At 60.5% G+C, this 17,327-nt stretch carries 16 protein-coding genes; 6 read left to right on the top strand and 10 right to left on the bottom strand.

Annotated elements, in window-relative coordinates:
* The first annotated feature begins 620 nt into the window (after positions 1-620).
* On the top strand, positions 621-1,214 hold the full coding sequence (locus tag ACTD9P_RS20760) for a hypothetical protein (protein ID WP_438869171.1): 594 nt from the start codon (positions 621-623) through the stop codon (positions 1,212-1,214).
* A 62-nt stretch (positions 1,215-1,276) separates the two neighbouring features.
* On the opposite strand, the gene ACTD9P_RS20755 is transcribed toward ACTD9P_RS20760, so the two are convergent.
* Together ACTD9P_RS20755 and ACTD9P_RS20750 are read right to left on the bottom strand one after the other, a co-directional pair.
* Positions 1,277-1,591, bottom strand: a complete 315-nt coding sequence (locus ACTD9P_RS20755; protein WP_438869170.1) for an SCP2 sterol-binding domain-containing protein — start codon at positions 1,589-1,591, stop codon at positions 1,277-1,279.
* A 56-nt stretch (positions 1,592-1,647) separates the two neighbouring features.
* Positions 1,648-2,358 carry a histidine phosphatase family protein gene (locus ACTD9P_RS20750; protein ID WP_438869169.1) on the bottom strand — a complete coding sequence of 237 codons (711 nt, stop codon included), beginning with the start codon at positions 2,356-2,358 and terminating at the stop codon, positions 1,648-1,650.
* A gap of 192 nt (positions 2,359-2,550) precedes the next feature.
* Here ACTD9P_RS20750 and sohB point away from each other — a divergent pair, with 192 nt between their 5' ends.
* Positions 2,551-3,576, top strand: coding sequence for a protease SohB (gene sohB / locus ACTD9P_RS20745; protein WP_438869168.1), 1,026 nt, complete (start codon positions 2,551-2,553; stop codon positions 3,574-3,576).
* Between the two features lie 114 nt (positions 3,577-3,690).
* Here sohB and ACTD9P_RS20740 read toward each other — a convergent pair whose 3' ends face one another.
* Entirely contained in the window at positions 3,691-5,205 is a 1,515-nt protein-coding gene (locus ACTD9P_RS20740; RefSeq protein ID WP_438869167.1) for an MFS transporter, read from the bottom strand.
* 148 nt (positions 5,206-5,353) lie between these two features.
* Between ACTD9P_RS20740 and ACTD9P_RS20735 the strand changes: the two genes are divergently transcribed.
* On the top strand, positions 5,354-6,250 hold the full coding sequence (locus ACTD9P_RS20735; RefSeq protein ID WP_438869166.1) for a LysR family transcriptional regulator: 897 nt from the start codon (positions 5,354-5,356) through the stop codon (positions 6,248-6,250).
* Here ACTD9P_RS20735 and dhaL read toward each other — a convergent pair.
* The 7 genes from dhaL to ACTD9P_RS20700 form a co-directional block, all read right to left on the bottom strand.
* Positions 6,207-6,854 carry a dihydroxyacetone kinase subunit DhaL gene (gene dhaL / locus ACTD9P_RS20730; protein WP_438869165.1) on the bottom strand — a complete coding sequence of 216 codons (648 nt, stop codon included), beginning with the start codon at positions 6,852-6,854 and terminating at the stop codon, positions 6,207-6,209. The two genes, ACTD9P_RS20735 and dhaL, sit on opposite strands and share 44 nt — an antisense overlap.
* A gap of 3 nt (positions 6,855-6,857) precedes the next feature.
* A complete protein-coding gene (locus tag ACTD9P_RS20725; RefSeq protein WP_438869163.1) occupies positions 6,858-7,859 on the bottom strand; it encodes a dihydroxyacetone kinase subunit DhaK in 1,002 nt (333 codons plus the stop codon).
* A 153-nt stretch (positions 7,860-8,012) separates the two neighbouring features.
* A complete protein-coding gene (locus ACTD9P_RS20720; RefSeq protein WP_438869162.1) occupies positions 8,013-9,128 on the bottom strand; it encodes an MDR/zinc-dependent alcohol dehydrogenase-like family protein in 1,116 nt (371 codons plus the stop codon).
* Between the two features lie 27 nt (positions 9,129-9,155).
* A complete protein-coding gene (locus ACTD9P_RS20715) occupies positions 9,156-9,911 on the bottom strand; it encodes an SDR family oxidoreductase (RefSeq protein WP_438869161.1) in 756 nt (251 codons plus the stop codon).
* A 152-nt stretch (positions 9,912-10,063) separates the two neighbouring features.
* Positions 10,064-11,071, bottom strand: a complete 1,008-nt coding sequence (locus ACTD9P_RS20710) for a substrate-binding domain-containing protein (RefSeq protein ID WP_438869160.1) — start codon at positions 11,069-11,071, stop codon at positions 10,064-10,066.
* A 34-nt stretch (positions 11,072-11,105) separates the two neighbouring features.
* Positions 11,106-12,083 carry an ABC transporter permease gene (locus ACTD9P_RS20705; RefSeq protein WP_017135922.1) on the bottom strand — a complete coding sequence of 326 codons (978 nt, stop codon included), beginning with the start codon at positions 12,081-12,083 and terminating at the stop codon, positions 11,106-11,108.
* Positions 12,080-13,567, bottom strand: coding sequence for a sugar ABC transporter ATP-binding protein (locus tag ACTD9P_RS20700; protein ID WP_438869159.1), 1,488 nt, complete (start codon positions 13,565-13,567; stop codon positions 12,080-12,082). The genes ACTD9P_RS20705 and ACTD9P_RS20700 overlap by 4 nt, the downstream gene beginning before the upstream one ends.
* Positions 13,568-13,850: 283 nt before the next feature.
* Between ACTD9P_RS20700 and rpiB the strand changes: the two genes are divergently transcribed.
* The 3 genes from rpiB to ACTD9P_RS20685 all read left to right on the top strand — a co-directional run bounded on the left by rpiB (position 13,851) and on the right by ACTD9P_RS20685 (position 17,327).
* Positions 13,851-14,312 carry a ribose 5-phosphate isomerase B gene (gene rpiB / locus ACTD9P_RS20695; RefSeq protein ID WP_016969738.1) on the top strand — a complete coding sequence of 154 codons (462 nt, stop codon included), beginning with the start codon at positions 13,851-13,853 and terminating at the stop codon, positions 14,310-14,312.
* Positions 14,313-14,375: 63 nt separating this feature from the next.
* Positions 14,376-15,356: a sugar-binding transcriptional regulator gene (locus ACTD9P_RS20690; RefSeq protein ID WP_438869158.1), complete on the top strand. Its 981-nt coding sequence runs from the start codon at positions 14,376-14,378 to the stop codon at positions 15,354-15,356.
* Positions 15,357-15,770: 414 nt separating this feature from the next.
* On the top strand, positions 15,771-17,327 hold the full coding sequence (locus ACTD9P_RS20685) for a TerC family protein (protein ID WP_438869157.1): 1,557 nt from the start codon (positions 15,771-15,773) through the stop codon (positions 17,325-17,327).

Genomic DNA, 17,327 nt, shown 5'->3' with positions numbered 1-17,327 from the left:
GGCTTGCTCGCGAATGCGGTGGGTCAGTCAATTTATCTGTCACTGATACACCGCATTCGCGAGCAAGCCCGCTCCCACATTTAGACCGCGTTGCATCAGGTAGACAGGCTTTTGCTTTGCACTTGATCTGGCTCTTGCTTCAACCACTCAGGTCGGCTTTCAGGCCGCCGTGCTGTAGATCTTGATCTTGATCTGCTTTTGATCTGAGACGCCCCGTTAACCACGCTGGCCGAACGCAGGCTTGAATCCGTGGGTAACCCGGCAGGACGCCGGGTTAGCCGCGCTGGGCCAAGGATGGCCCATCGCGGCGGCCCACGGATTCAAGCCGGAGTGAGGGCACACCGAGCCCAAGCGAGGTGCCGAGTGGTGGGGCGAAGACTTTTTGGTTACTTTTGTCTGGGCCGGCATTCCGGTCTTTACAAAAGTGACCCGCTGTAAGAGCGGAACCAATAGAAGCCGTTACCGCAGCAACGGATATGTACTCCGACAAACCGCCACAGCAGGCAAGCCAGCCCCCACATTAAAACTACATTGCTTGCAAAATGGCAGGCAAAAAATTCCCGCCACCAAAAGGTCTGAATCAGGTAAATTCGCCGCCCCTCCAGACAAGGATGTAGACGATGGCTAATGGTATCGCGCGAGTTGGCAGTGCAGGCTTATTGTGGGCATTGCTGATCACCTTCGGTGTGTCCATCACTTCACTGTATTCCCGAGAAAGCGCTGCGGCCCCGCTGATGATGCATTGCCGCGAATGCGAGAAAGGTGACGACACCTTCGATGCAACAAAATGGTTCAGCAGCGGCATGTACCGCCTTGAAACGGATATTGTCCCCAACCCGATGCGGTCGATGACTCGCACGCATCCGGTGGTCTTCAAAGCCAAGGACAATGACCAACTGGTCGAGGCCGCGCTGCGTGGAATCGGCGATGTGCTCCCATCCTTTGATTCACGCACGTTTGAAGCACAGTGGCCCGTGTTAACCAGGCGCGTACGTTACAGCTACAGCTTTTTTATGGCGCCCGATGAACCCCGGGACCTCTATGACATGTACTTGCAAGTGGGCAAATACAAGCTGGTGATCGTGGTTGGGCTTGACGTCAATACCGGTGAAATCACTGCCGAGTATGAAGGGCGTGTGATTCGTGAAAACGATGGTAATGACCCTGCGTACATGGACACGTTCGAAGAAATGGATAATGCCAATACCCGCTGACCGGGAAGCTGGCTGAACGAAAAATCCCGCCGAAAGGCGGGATTTTTTTGAGCGCGGCGTTATCAGGCCGGGAACAGCTCGCTCAGTTTCATGGCCAGCATCATGTCGCCTTCGGTGCGCAGTTTGCCGCCCATGAAGGCCTGCATGCCATCGGTCTCGCCGCTGACGATGCCTTTCATGGTCTCGGCGTCCATCACCAGAGTGACTTGGGCGTCAGGGTTTTCGCCTTCCAGCAGTTCGCAGGTGTTGTTTTTCACCACCAGCGAGAAGTTCTGGGTGTCGTCGATACGGAAACCGAACACCAGGTCCAGGCCGGCGGCGGCGGCTGGGTTGAATTTGGCTTTCATTGCTTCTACAGCTTTGGCTACGTCAGTCATGGTTTCGATCCTTTAAGGTAGAGTCCAGTGACCTTGGGGTCACGGTTGGCCGCAGTTCATCGGAATGTGATGAGCTGCGGCGCCTTCAACAGTTGCAAGTGGGTATGACTGTTGAAGGAAGCCAGTGCCACCTCGCGACCACGGAATTTAAGCTGGTTGAGCGAGGTGTTAACAATTTGCCAGTTCAGTTCAAAGGCCTGTGCGGCAGGCATACGGGTAATCAGGTGGAGCAGGGCGGTAATGGTGCCGCCGGAAGTAAACACGGCGATCTTGTCGGTGTTGTCGGCGGCTTCCAGGATGCGTTGCAGGCCACCTTGTACACGCTCCACGAAACCCAGCCAGCTTTCCAGCCCGGGCGGGTCGTAAGTGCCGGCCAGCCAGCGCTCGATGATCAGGACGAAAATGCGCTGGAACTCGCTGCGGTTTTGCGCAGCGTTGCGCAGGATATCCAGGGCGTGGGGCTCGGTGGTCAGCAGGTCGGGGAGCAGGGCGCGGATGATCGCTTCGCCGTCGAACTCGTTGAAGGCCGGGTCGATTTCCAGCGTTGGGGCTGGCAGGCCGAGGGCGCGGTATTGATCGAATGCGGCGGTGGCGGTGTGCTGCTGGCGACGCAGGTCGCCTGACAGGCAACGATCAAACGTCAGACCCAGGTCGGCCAGGTGGCGACCGAGGACTTGCGCTTGCTCCACGCCGACGGGCGACAGGACGTCATAGTCGTCTGCACCGAAGGAGGCCTGGCCATGTCGAATCAGATAGATGCTGCCCACGTCCGTTTTCCCGGTACGTTGAAAGTCTGGCGAGGTTATGAGGATGCCTGCGAGCTGTCAATGAAAAAACATACGCTTGTTTTAAAAGCGCGTTAGAGGCCGACTGCTGGCGGTTTGAGCACTGGTCCGAAGGCGGTGCCGTCGGTATGCTGGGGCCATCCGCGCCTGGCGCCGTGCTTTTTGAGGAGACATATGGATTTTTTGGCTGAATACGCGAGCTTTCTGGCGAAGACCGTCACCCTGGTGGTCGCTATTCTGGTGGTGCTGATCAGTTTCGCCGCGCTGCGCAGCAAGGGGCGGCGCAAATCCGCCGGCCAATTGCAGGTCAGCAAGCTCAATGACTTCTACAAAGGCCTGCGAGAGCGCCTCGAATCGAGCCTGCTCGACAAGGACCAGCTCAAGGCCCTGCGCAAATCCGAAAGCAAGACCGAAAAGAAGAACAGCAAGAAGAAACCCGAGGCCAAGGCGCGGGTATTTGTGCTGGATTTTGATGGCGACATCAAGGCCTCGGCCACCGAGAGCCTGCGCCATGAAATCACCGCGCTACTGAGCCTGGCCACGCCCAAGGATGAAGTGGTGCTGCGCCTGGAAAGCGGCGGCGGCATGGTACACAGCTATGGCCTGGCCTCATCGCAGCTGGCGCGTATCCGTCAGGCCGGCGTGCCGTTGACCGTGTGCATCGACAAAGTGGCGGCCAGTGGCGGCTACATGATGGCGTGCATCGGCGAGAAGATTATCAGCGCACCGTTTGCGATCCTCGGCTCCATTGGCGTGGTAGCGCAGTTGCCCAACGTCAACCGCCTGTTGAAAAAGCACGACATCGACTTTGAAGTGCTGACCGCCGGTGAATACAAACGCACCCTCACCGTGTTTGGCGAAAACACCGAGAAGGGCCGGGAGAAGTTCCAGGAAGACCTGGACATTACCCACCAGTTGTTCAAGAACTTCGTCTCGCGCTATCGCCCGCAGTTGGCAATCGATGATGTCGCGACCGGAGAAGTGTGGCTGGGTGTTGCAGCGCTCGACAAACAGTTGGTCGATGAACTGCAAACCAGCGATGAATACCTGGCGACCAAGGCCAAGACGGCCGACGTGTTCCACCTGCACTACGCCGAGCGTAAAAGCCTGCAGGAACGCTTGGGCCTGGCGGCCAGCGGCTCGGTAGACCGCGTGTTGCTGACCTGGTGGAGCCGGTTGACCCAGCAGCGGTTCTGGTAACTACAGGCTGTAGGTGATCCTAGTGTGGGAGCGGGCTTGCTCGCGAATGCGGTGGTTCAGTTGATACACGTGGTGACTGACACACTGCTTTCGCGAGCAAGCCCGCTCCCACATTTAGTTTTGGGTCAGGGCGGGAATCGGCTTTCGCATCAGCGTCCCCACCACCAATGCCCCCAGTAACCCCAACAACCCCGCCACCCACAACACCCCGCTGAACCCACCCACAAACGCCTGCCGCGCCAGCGGTTGCACCCGCACTCGCGCCGGTTCCGGCAGCAAGCCCATCGCCGCCGGCATATCCCCGGCCACCACCCGCGATGCAATCCCCGCCACCTGCGCCTGCCATTGCGGGTCGATACTCGCGCTGAGCAATTGCTCGCTATGGCTGCTGAGCAACGCCCCATACACGCCGATGGCCAACATAATCGCGCTGAAACGCATGGTGGTACTCATGCCCGACGCCATCCCCGCACGGTCACGTGGCACGCAGGCCATGATGTTTTTCTGCGTGTCGCCATTGAGCAGTCCCGCACCGGCGCCGGTCACGGCAATCGCCAGTGCGAAGGGCAGATAACCGCCCACACTCACCGCCCAGGCACTTAACAGGTTGCCGCAGCCCACCAGAGTCAAACCGGTTGACATCATCGTCGCAGGCGCAAAACGCCCGGCCAGCCGTGCACCGATGCGTGGGCAAACAAGCATGGTCAGGGCAAACGGCAACATGCCAAGGCCTGAGGCGATTGCGGAAAACCCCAGGCCGTTCTGCAAGTAGAACGGCAGCAACGTCATCATCACCTGGGCACAGCCGGCGTAGGCAAACATCCCCAGCAGCGCACCGATAAAACGCGGGTGTCGGAACAGCTGCAAGTCGACCATGGGCCGCTGTTGCACACGTTCGACGATTACAAATACACCCAGCAACACTGCGCCGCCAATCAGGCGTGCGTAGGTCAGCGGGTTGTTCCAGCCGATGCGATTGGCCTCGATCAAACCCCAGATCAGGCACAGCAGGCTCGCACTGAAGGCCAGGCCGCCCCACGGGTCCAGACGCGCAGATTGAGTGTCGCGTGATTCGGGGATCGCCCGCAGCGCCAATGCCATCAACCCAAGACCCACGGGCAGGTTGAGGTAGAAGATCCAGCGCCAGCCCAGGTACTGGGTGATCACGCCGCCGAGTGTGGGCGCGGCGGTCATCGCCACACCCATGCACGCGCCCCAGAATGCCCAGGCTTTGGCGCGCTCGACTTCATCGTGAAAGGTGTGGCCGATGGAGGCCAGGGCTGAGGTCAACAGCAAGGCTGCGCCGACGCCTTTGACGGCGCGTGCAATGTCCAGCAACAACGCATTCGGTGCAGCGCCACAGCCCAGGGAGGCAAGGATGAAAATGCTCAAGCCCCAGATCAGCGACCGCTTGCGACCAAAGCGGTCGGCGATGCTGCCGGCGGGCAGCAATAACGCGGCGAACGCCAGCATATAGGCACTGACCACCCACTCGATATCGGCGAAATTCGCCCCCAGGTCGCGCGCGATGCTCGGCAGGGTGACGGCAACGATATTAGTGTCGAGCACAATCAGCGAGCAGACGCCGGAGGCGGTCAGCAGGGTGAGGCGCGGGGTGACCTGGCTCATGGCTTGATTGCCTTACAGGTAATGTGGGAAAGACCATTAATGTGCATCGCAGGCGCCTCAGTGTGGGTGTACGCTGAGCTTATCCCTGGCTAAGGCTCGCTTTATTAGCTGGTAACATTCACTTCATTACCTTTGAGCTAATGCCTGAATGGAAATCCGCCATTTCCGCTACTTCCTCGCCGTCGCCAGGCAGCGCAATTTCACCCGAGCGGCTGAGCAACTGGGTATCGCGCCACCGACCTTGAGCCGACAGATCCAGGACATGGAAGCCACGCTGGGCACGCGCCTGTTTATCCGTCAGCAACGTGAGGTCAGCCTCACCGAAGCCGGTGCGGCCCTGCTGATCGAGGCCGAGGCCACCGTGCGCCAATTCGAGTTCGCCCAACGCAACGCGCAGCGCGCCGGGCGCGGGGAAATCGGGCATATCGAATTGGGCTATGTGGCGTCGGCGGTGTATTCGGGGCTGCTGCAAAAACAGATGCAGGCGTTCGGCCAGGCGTTTCCCGATGTGAGCGTGAATGTGCGCGAATGCGCCATGGCGTCCTTGCCCGGCGCGGTGGCCGACGGGCGTTATGACATCGGCTATATCCGCTCGCCCATGACCTTGCCTGACGGTGTAGAGGCAGTGCGCCTGCACAGCGAAGGCTTCGTGTTGGCGCTGCCTCAGGACTCCTGGCTGCTGGGGCTTAAGGTCATTGGCTGCGAACACCTGCAAAACGAGACGTTTATATTGCCGGAACAAATCAGCGGCACTTTGCATGTTGCGGCGCAGGGTGGTTTCGCGCCGAGCCTGGGGCCGCAGCCGGGCGGCCTGGTCGCAGTGGTGGCATTGGTGTCGTTAGGGCAGGGCGTGGCGGTGGTGCCGGCGTCGATGGTCGGGCACGTGAGTTTGCCGGGTGTTGTGTATCGGTCGATTCAGGGCAGTGAGGCCTCGTCGTGGCTGTCGCTGATTCACCGGCGCTTTGAAAAAGCGCCGGCGGTGGCGCGGTATATCCAGCAGGTCAAGCAGTCAGCCGTGGCTGCACGGAATCGGCCAGGCGGGTGAGGATCAGGCAGCACGACACCGCCCCGGCATCCAGTACGCCCAGCGAGCGCTCGCCCAGGCGGCTGGCGCGGCCGATTTTAGCGATCAGGTCTTTGGTCGAATCGCGCCCTTGGGACGCGGCGGTTTTCATCGCCTCCAGCGCATCGTTGAAAGAAGCGCCACCGGCATGCGCACGCTCAAAGGCCTCGACCGCCGGGATCAGCGTGTCCATCAAGCACTTGTCGCCCACGCCTGCTTCTGTGATGTCCTGCAACGAGGTCAAGCCGCCGCGCAGCAAGTGGGCAAAGGTTGCCGCGTCGATCGCCTCGCTGTTGCGCACCTCATCGGCCATGCCGATAAACAGGCTGCCATACAGCGGTCCCATGGAGCCGCCGATGCCTTCCATCAGGCTCAGGGTCAGTTCATCCAGGGCTTCGGCCAGGGCCAGCTGGCGGCCTTCGAGGCTGCGCCCGCAATGGGCAAAGCCCTTGGCCATGTTGATGCCGTGGTCGCCGTCGCCAATGGCGCCGTCGATTTCACTGAGGTATTCACGGTTGGCCACGATCACGCTGACCAGGTCAGCGACAATGGCGCTGCCGTCGCGGGTGGAAAAGTGCTGGCTCATGGTTCACTCCGCCTGGGTCATGCCGATGGAACGGCAGGGTTGGTCGATCAGGGTTTTAAGCTCTGCGTCGAGGCCGAGCAGGGTCAGGGTTACGCCCATCATTTCCAGGGAGGTGAAGTAGTTGCCGACGTAGCAACGGTGAATCTTCAGGCCCTTGGCCTTGAGTTGGCTTTCGACCTCGGCGTAGAACACATACAACTCCATCACCGGCGTAGCGCCAAGGCCAGAAACCAGCACCACCACGCTGTCGTCCTGGCTGAAATCGCGGTCTGCCAGGATCGGCGCGAGCATGCGTTCAGCCATGGCGGCAGCCGGTTCGATGGCGATCACTTCAATGCCCGGTTCGCCGTGATGGCCGATGCCCAGTTCCATCTGGCCGTCGGGAATCTGGAAGTTCGGCTTGCCCACGGCCGCAATGGTGCAGGGCGTGAGGCCGATGCCGATGGAGCGGCAGTTATCCACGGTTTTCTGTGCGACGCGAATCACGCCATCCAGGTCGTAATGCTGGGCAGCCGCAGCGCCGCCGATCTTCCACATGAAGATTTCGCCGGCCACGCCACGGCGCTTGGCGATATCGGCCTTGGGTGCGGAAGCCACGTCGTCATTGGCGACCACGGTGCGGATGCGCATGTCTTTGCTGGCGGCCATTTTCATTGCCAGCTTCACGTTCATGTTGTCACCGGCGTAGTTGCCGTACAGGCAGGCCACGCCCGCACCATGGTCGGCGGCGCGGAAGGCGTCGAAAAAGCTCTTGGCGGTGGGCGAGGAGAAGATCTCGCCGACGGCCACGGCGTCCACCAGGCCTGGGCCGACGTAGCCGAGAAAGGCCGGTTCATGGCCGGAGCCGCCGCCGGTGACAATGCCGACACGGCCGGTTGCCGAAGGCTTGGCCTTGGTGATGACCCTTGGGTTGGTTTCGTATTGGCGCAGCTCAGGGTGCGCGACCAGGATGCCGCGCAGCATGTCCTCGACCACGTGGTCCGGATCGTTGATGACTCGATTCATAACGCGGGTTCCTGTTCTTGTTCTTGAAGGGCAACAACAATCTAATGTGGGAGCGGGCTTGCTCGCGAAAGCGGTGGTTCAGTTGATACCTGTGTTGACTGGCACGCCGTCTTCGCGAGCAAGCCCGCTCCCACATTTGGGTGTGTAGTGTTCTTAAGGTTCGAGGACTACTTTGAGCGACTTGTCCCCACGCTCCATCACCGCAAATGCTTCCTTGAAGTCCGCCAATGCGAACTTGTGGGTCACTACGTCGCGCATATCGATCTTGCGGTTACCGATAAAATCGATGGCGCGCGGGTACATGTACGGCCCCAGGTGTGAACCCAAAATATCCAGTTCCTTGCGGTCGCCGATGATCGACCAATCTACCGTGGCCTCGTCATTAAACACGCTGAATTCGACGAAACGCCCCAGCTTGCGCAGCATCGCCAGGCCCTGGTTCACCGCCTTGTGGTGCCCGGTGGCTTCGATATAAATGTCGCAACCATAACCGTCGGTAATTGCGCGGATCTTGGCCATCACGTCGACTTCAGCCGGGTTCCATACCTCGTCGGCACCCATGCGCAGGGCGAGGGCGGCGCGTTCGGGTTTCATGTCCAGCACGATGAGTTTTTTCGGGTTGCGCAAGCGCACCGCACCGATAATGCCCAGGCCCAAGGTGCCGGCACCGGCGACCACCACCACGTCGTCATGGTCGACATTCGCGCGTTCGGCCGCGTGCAGCGAGCAGGCCAGCGGCTCGATCAAAATCGCTTCATCCGGGGCGATGGATTCCGGCACTTTGTGGATGATGCCTTCCTTGGTGAAGATCATGTATTGGGCCATGGCGCCCTGCACATTGTTCTGGAAGCCATACAGGTCGTGCTTCTGGCACATCCAGTACTGGCCGTGGTTGCAGAAACGGCAGCCCCAGCACGGCACGATCTGCTCGGAGATCACCCGGTCGCCGACTGCCACGCCACGTTTTTCTGCACCTGGGCCGAGGGCGACCACGCGGCAGACGAACTCGTGCCCGGGAATCATCGGTGGCTTCACATAGCGTGGTTGCTCGGCGTCGCCCCAGAACGACGGCGCGCCGCGATAGGTCTTGATGTCACCCATGCAGATGCCGCACAGCTCGACTTTGGTGAGAATCTCGTCGGGGCCTGGCGTGGGCACGTCGACGGTTTCCAGGCGGTAGTCTTCCGGCCCGTGGCAGACTACGGCCTGCATGGTTTTCGGGATGACCGGGGACAATTGTTCAGGTGTGCGTTCGGTGACGGTGGACATGACAAAAACCTCACGACAAAAGATGAATTACTGAATGCTGTAGCCGCCATCGATCACCATGTTGGCGCCGGTGATCATCTGCGCGGCGTCGCTGAGCAGGTACAGTGCCAGCCCGGCGATTTCTTCCGGCTGGGCAAAGCGGCCCGCCGGGATCTGCAATTTGGCCTTCTCACCCACTTCACCGGCCCAGGCTTTTTTGCCCAGGGCGGTCTCGACGATGGTGGGGGAGATGGCGTTGACGTTGATCTGTGGCGCCCATTCCATGGCGAGCACTTTGGTCATGCCGACGATGGCGGCCTTGCTCGCGCAGTAGGCGACGTGACGGTCCAGGCCAATCACGGAGGCCTGGGAGGCCAGGTTGACGATGCGCCCGCTGCCCTGCGCCAACATGTGTCTGGCGCAGGCCTGGGCCACGAAGAAGCTGGCCTTGAGGTTGATGTCCAGGGTGGTGTCCCAGGCGCTTTCGCTGACGTCGACGGCCTTGTCCAGCAACACCACGCCGGCGCTGTTGATCAGGTAATCGATGCGCTGGAAGTGTTCGAATACGCTGTCGATGGTGCGCTGTATCTGGCCGATCTGGCCGAGGTCGACGGCAATACCCAGGTGCCCGTCGCCCAGGCTGGCCGCGACGTGCACCACCGCTGGGTCGCGGTCGAGCAGGGCCACGCGGGCGCCGCGCTCCACCAGCAGGTGGGCGCAGGCCAGGCCAATGCCGGCGGCGCCGCCGGTGATCACCGCGCAACGGCCGGTGAGATCGAAGGCTTGGTTCCAGAATCCAGACATTAATGACTCCCTCTGAAGAGCGATGAAGATCCAATGTGGGAGCGGGCTTGCTCGCGAATACGGTGTGTCAGGCGGCCTATCAGTTGGCTGATCCACCGCCTTCGCGAGCAAGCCCGCTCCCACATTTGGAATGCGTTGACAGGTCGAGACCGTTATTTACTGCCACTGACCTGCTGGTACAGCGCATCGGCATTCGCGTTGGTCACCGGCACCCACGGCAGGATGTAGTTCTTGGCGGTGCCATCGCCCCATTTCACGTCCTTGCCGTAGCGCTCCCAGATCACCGACTGCGGCTTGTAGTCCTTGCCCGCCAGTGCGCGCAACGCCACATCCAGCGCGCCTTGGGATTGGGCCTGGGCGTCTTGCAGGAAGGTGGTGACTTCGTCTTTTTTCGCCGCCTGGATCGCGTCAGGCATGCCGTCGATTGAGGTGACCGGCACGTCCTTGGAAGTCAACCCGTGGGACTTCAGCGCCTGCACGGCACCCAGGGCCATGTCGTCGTTTTGCGCGATCACGCCCTTGATGCCTTTGGGGTGCGCGTTCAGCCAGTCTTCGGTAAGGGTCAGGGCTTGGGCGCGGTCCCAGTTGGCGGTCTTTTTCTCGATGATCTTGATGTCCGGGTGTTTGCTCAGCACTTCCAGTTCGCCTTTCTCGCGGTCGATCTGCGCCGACTGGCCAATCGGCCCCTGGATGATCACCACATTGCCTTCGCCCTTGAGCTTGTCGACCATGGCCTGGGCCTGCAGGCGGCCGCCTTCCACGTCGTCGTTACCCACATAAGGCACGGAGGCATCGGCTACTTTCGTATTGGAGGCGATGACTACTACGTCGTTGCTCATGGCGGCTTTCACTGTGCCGACGCCGGCCTTGGTGTCGATCGGCACGAACAGGATGGCGTCGTAGTGCTGGGTCACCATGTTTTCGATCTGGTTGTTCTGGGTCAGGGCATCGTAGTTGCCGTCGAACACCGTCAGTTGCACGGTGCCGTCCTTGACCGCCGGGTGCTCCTTGAGCTCACGGACCCAGTTCTGCATGAACTGGCCCTTGAGGCCGTAGACGGCGGCGCCGATCTTGTAGGTCTTGCCGTCGGCGGCAAAGGCAATGCTGCTGGCGAGCAGGGTGAGGGTCGCCGCGGCGGCCAAAGTGGTACCAAGTTTCATGAGTAGAACTCCGGTTATTGTTGTGGGTCGTTCTCTAGCGTTTTTTCTTGCGCCACACGTCGATCAGTACTGCGAACACGATGATCAGGCCCTTGGCGACCTGTTGGTAATAGGAGGACACGCCGAGCAGGTTCAGCCCGTTGTTGATCACGCCGATCAGCAGCGCACCAAACAATGTGCCGACAATGCTGCCGGTGCCGCCTGACAGGCTGGTGCCGCCGATCACCACGGCGGCAATCGCGTCCAGCTCATAGGAAACCCCGGCCTGGGGCAGGGCGGAGGTGGTGCGTGCCGACAGCACTACACCGGCCAGCCCGGCGAGCAAACCCGAGACCACGTACACCGAAAACATCACCTTGCGCACGCCGATACCCGAGGTGCGCGCGCTCTTTTCATTGCCACCCACCGCGTACACGTAGCGTCCGTACGTGGTGTAGCGCAGCACCATCCAGAAGATCAGCGCGACCACCGCGAAGATAACGATGGGCACGCCAATCGGGCCGATCTTGCCGATGCCCAGCGCCAGGTAGGCGTCGGGCAGGTCGGTGATCGGGCTGCCGTCGTTGAGGATGAAGGTCATGCCGCGCGCAATGCTGAGCATGCCCAGGGTGGCCACGAACGGCGGGATCGACAGGTTGGCGACCATGAAGCCATTGACCACGCCGAGCATTGCGCCGGCAAACATCCCCGCACTGACTGCCGCCAGCAGGCCATAACCCTGGGTCGCGACCATGGCGCTGCACAACCCGGCAAAGGCCAGAATCGAACCCACCGACAGGTCGATACCTTTGGTGAGGATCACGTAGGTCATGCCCACGGCGAGGATGCCGTTGATCGAGGTCTGGCGCAGGATGTCCATCCAGTTGCGCCAGGTCATGAAGTATTCGCTGGAAAACGCCATCACCACGCACAGCAGGATAAACACCAGCGGTAGGCCGAAGCGGTCGAGGGACAAGCGCAGGCGATTGCGCGGCGCGGTGGTCATGGGCGGTGCGATGGTTTTGGCATTCATGAGGCAAGACTCAACAAGGCTTCCTGGGAAAGGGCGGTGTCGGTGCTGATAGTCACCAGCCGGCCGCCCTTGAATACGGCGATGCGATCACTCAAGTGCAGCAGTTCCGGGGCTTCGGACGACACCACAATGGCAGCGCCACCGGCGCGCACGAACTGGTCGAGCAGGTGGTAGATCTCCTGCTTGGCGCCTTCATCGATGCCGCGGGTTGGCTCGTCGCAGAGCAGGCACACCGGCTCGGTCGACAGGCATTTGGCGAGCACGACTTTCTGCTGGTTGCCGCCGCTCATGGAGGCCACCGGCAGTTCCAGGGAACTGGTCTTGATCTGCAGGCGCTTGACCATGGTTTCGGCCAATTGGGTTTCCTTGCGCGCATTGATCAGCGACCAACTCGACAGGCGCTTGTAGGCCGACAGCGCAATGTTGGACAGAATGCTGCCGGTAAGCACCAGGCCGCTGTCTTTGCGGTCTTCGGTGACCAGCGACATGCCGGCGTTGATCGTGGCTTTGGGCAGGCCGATGGGCATGGGCTTACCTTGCAGGGTCACGCTGCCGGAGTCCGCGACCGTCAACCCATAGATGCAGTTGAGAAACTCGCTGCGCCCCGAACCCATCAGCCCATAAATGCCGAGGATTTCGCCCTGGCGCAGTTGCAGGCTGATGTCGTGGAACTCGCCATTGCGGCTCAGGTTGTCGACTTGCAGGCAGGTGGTGGCGGCGCATTCGCGGCCGACTTTATGGTCGATGCGTGTCAGCTCCTGGCCGACAATCCCGCGCACCAAATGGTTGCGGTCGATATCGGCCATGCGCCCGCTTTCCACAAAGGCGCCGTCACGGAAGATGCTGTACGCGTCGGCGATCTGCGCCAGCTCGCTCAAGCGGTGCGACACATAAACGATGCCGGCGCCTCTTGCAGTCAGGCGGCGGATGGCCTTGAACAGGGTTTCCGCTTCGCGCTCGCCGATCGCCGAAGTCGGCTCGTCCATGATCATCACCTGGCAGTCATGGCTGAACGCCTTGGCGATTTCCACCAGTTGGATCTGCGCCACGCTCAGGCGGTGCATGGGGCTGGTGGCGTCGACCTCGAATTCCAGGCTTTCGAGCAGCTCGCGGGTGCGGCGGTTGAGGGTCTTGCTGTCGACAATGCAGCCGGCGCGGCGCGGTTCTCGGCCCAGCCAGATATTTTCGGCGACGGTCATGTAAGGGATGGGTTCCAGCTCTTGGGTGATCATCGCGATCCCCGCCGCCAGCGCTTCACTTGGGCGGTTGAACTGGACGGGCGTGCCGTTGAGCAGGATGGTTCCGGCGTCACGCTGGGTAATGCCCATCAGGATACTCAGGAACGTCGACTTGCCGGCGCCATTGCCGCCGCACAACGCATGCACGCTGCCGGCCCGCAGGGAAAGGCGCCCGTCACGCAGGGCAGGCACCCCGGCGTAAGCCTTGGCGAGGTGTTCAGCCTGGAGCAGTAATGGCGTGGCCATCGGCGTGTCCTCGTGCTGTGAATTCTTATTAGGTCGCACAGTCATGTTTCGCTGTGATCATATGTGTATCAAATGAAATTCTGATCAGTCAATCGCTTTCATTAAAAAGTTATAAATACGCTTGTTTGCGCAAAACTGGCCTGTTTAGACGGCTTTGACTGGGAGGTCAGCTAAAACCCGCTTGACAGAGAGGGCGTAATGCTCGAGAAATAACTGAGCGAAATTTCATTGATTGATCATATGATCAGTCTAAAGCACCTAAACGGCAGCGGAGCCAAACGCCATGAACACACCTTTCCCGGTGGCTATCGGATGCGATGAAGCGGGTTTTGAGCTCAAAGAGCTGTTAAAGCGCCATATCGAGGCGCTGGGTTACCCGGTGACCGACTTCGGCACCCATTCCACCGCGCCGGTGCTGTACCCGGATATCGCGCTGGCAGTGGCTACCGCCATCAATGCCGGGCAGCAACGCCTCGGGGTGCTGGTGTGTGGCACCGGGATTGGTATGGCTATTTCGGCCAACAAGGTGCTGGGCATCCGCGCGGCCCAGGCCCATGACACCTACTCGGCGGAGCGCGCACGCAAGAGCAACGATGCGCAAATCCTGTCTATTGGCGCGCGGGTGATCGGCGCCGAGCTGGCCAAAAGCATCGTCAAATCGTTTCTGGAGTCGGAGTTCGAGGCGGCGCGTTCCGGGGCCAAGGTCGAGCGTATCAACGCGATCGAGCGCGATGGGCATCAGTAGTGGACGGGACGGGGCAAGAGTCGGGAGAATGCGCCTTTGACGCCGAAACGGAAGCCCGTCCCCATGAGTGACAGTACCCAGCGCATCGCCAGCGATATCGATCAGATGACCGAAGTGGCGATGCTCTATTACCTTGAGAACGTCACTCAGGAGGCGATTGCCAAGCGCTTCGACCTGTCGCGGGCCAAAGTCAGCCGCTTGCTCAAACGTGCGCGCGATGAAGGGATTGTCGAGGTGCGGGTGTTGCAGCACCCGGCGATGAACAACGAACTGGAGCGCGCGCTGGTGGAGCGCTTCAAGCTCGACCGCGCGTTGATCGCGGTCGACCACAGCGAACCCGACACCCAGCGCTCGGCCGTCGCCAGCCTGGTGGCCAACTACCTGAATAGAACCTTGAGCGACGGCATGATCGTCGCCGTCGGCATGGGCCGTAACGTCGGCGCGGTGGCCGACAACGTGTTTTTGCCGGTGACGCGCAACTGCACATTTGTCTGCGCCATCGGTGGTTCGCTCAAGGCGGGCGAATACATGAATCCCGACCATATCTGCCGACGCCTGGCCCTGCGTTTTGGTGGCGAGAGTGAAAGTTTGTATGCGCCTGCACTGGTGGCCAACCCGGAATTGCGCGGCGTGCTGATCAACAATGACACGGTGCGCTCAACCCTTGATCGCGCGCGGCGAGCGGACATTGCGCTGATCGGCATTGGTGACATGAGCGAGAACAGCAACATGGTGCGCATGGGCTGGTTCTCCCCGCAGGAAATTGCCCAGGCGCGCCTGTCCGGCACCGTGGGCGACATGATGGGCTATGACTTTATCGACATTCATGGGCAGCCGGCGGTCAACGCGATTCAAGGGCGAGTGATCGGGTTGACCGTGCAGGAATTGTTTCGCATCCCGGATGTGGTAGCGATTGCCAGCGAGAACACCAAGGCGGCAGCGACCTTGGGTGCGTTGCGCTCGGGGGTGATCAATACGTTGGCGACCACGGTGACGAATGCGCACACGATTCTGGCGCTGGATGATGCCACGCGTAAATCCTGATCAGCGCTGGCTCCCACATTCAGACCGCGGTGCATCAGGTAGATAGGCTCTTGCTTTGGCTTTTGATTCAATTACTCTGGTCGGCTTTCAGGCCGCCGTGACTTAAATAACGGATATGCCCCCAGATAAAGCAGCCCAACCCCCACACCAGTTGTGTATGCGCTTGAAATACAGATCTTGTAATAGTTTTACATTGTAGGAAATTTAAGTTTCGACTGTACGATTCAAGTCCTTTTCCCATTGCAGGACTTGCATGAACACCCTCTCGGAGCCTCCCAGTCGTCTTTCCCCAAGACATTCACTGTCGCCGTTCCTGCTCAAGCACCCCGTATTCCGACTGCTAACCTTGTCCCGGTCCCCTGACCGCGCCTTGCCGTGTCCGGCATTCTGAAATCAACTACGAGACTTTTATAAATGGAATGGTTAGCGGATCCAACGGCCTGGCTCGGCCTGTTGACCTTGATTGTGCTGGAACTGGTGCTGGGCATCGACAACCTGGTGTTTATCGCGATTTTGGCCGACAAGTTGCCGCCGGAGCAGCGCGACCGCGCCCGGTTGATCGGGCTGTCCCTGGCATTGCTGATGCGCCTGGGCTTGCTGGCGAGTATTTCGTGGATGGTGACGCTCACCCAGCCGTTGTTCGAGGTGTTCGGCAAAGGCTTCTCCGGGCGTGACCTGATCATGTTGTTTGGCGGTGTGTTCCTGTTGTTCAAAGCCACCATGGAATTGCATGAGCGCCTTGAGGGGCATGTGGCGCAACGCACCGGCAATGCCACTTACGCGATGTTCTGGCCGATCGTCGCGCAAATCGTGGTACTCGACGCGGTGTTCTCGCTGGATGCGGTGGTGACGGCCGTGGGCATGGTCGATGAGCTGGCGGTGATGATGATCGCCGTGGTCTTCTCCATCGGTCTGATGATCGTGGCGAGCAAACCGCTGACGCGTTTCGTCAACTCGCACCCGACGGTGATCATGCTGTGCCTGAGCTTCTTGATGATGATCGGCCTGGTGCTGACCGCCGAAGGCTTGGGTTTCCATGTGCCTAAAGGCTACCTGTATGCGGCCATGGGCTTCTCGATTGTGGTGGAGTTGTTCAACCAGTTGGCGCGTGCGCGTCGCAAGAAGTCGGCGCAAGGCACCTTGCCGGTGCGCCAGCGTACCGCCCATGCGGTGATGCGTTTGCTCGGTGGCCGCAGTTTGGCGGTGGAGGGCGTGGATGATGACGTCGCTGACCTGCTGGGCGAGCCGGATGCCAGCCAAGGCCCGCTGTTTGATCGACGTGAACGTGTGATGATCAGCGGCGTATTGCAATTGGCCGAGCGGCCGATCCGCACCTTGATGACGCCACGGGCCAAGGTCGACTGTATCGATCTGGCGGACGACGCCGACACCATCCGGCAAAAACTGATGCATTCGTCCTATTCGCGCCTGCCGTTGATCCGCAACGGTGCTGTGGATGAGCCTTTAGGGTTTGTGCATAAAAAGGAACTGCTCAAGGAATACCTGGCCGGTAACGAGCCGAACCTTGAGCACCTGGCGCGCCGGGCGGTCAATTTGCTGGAGAGCTTTTCGATCCTTAACGCCCTGGAGCAAATGCGCCAGGAGTCGACCCACATTGCCTTCGTGATCAACGAATTCGGCGACTTCATGGGCGTGTTGAGCATGACCGACATTCTCGAGTCCATCGCCGGTGAATTGCCTGATGCCAGCGAAATCGAAGGGCCGGATATTGTCGAGGAAGGCGAGGGCTACCGCGCCAATGGCGCCTTGAACCTTAACCTGGTGCGCCAGCGTACCGGCTTCAAGGCTGCCGCGACCCTGGACTATCAAACCCTCGCCGGGTTGGTGATGAGCCTGCTCGACCGTCTGCCTGTGGTGGGTGATAGCCTGGAGCACGAGGGCTGGCGGTTGACTGTCGCGGCGGTTGAGGAGCGTCGGGTGACGCAGGTGTTGCTGGTGCGTAGTCGCTGA

The sequence above is a fragment of the Pseudomonas onubensis genome (assembly GCF_965653655.1).
GTDB lineage: Bacteria > Pseudomonadota > Gammaproteobacteria > Pseudomonadales > Pseudomonadaceae > Aquipseudomonas.
Note: the sequence above shows the minus strand (reverse complement) of the source record. Positions and strands in the feature narration are given on the sequence as shown.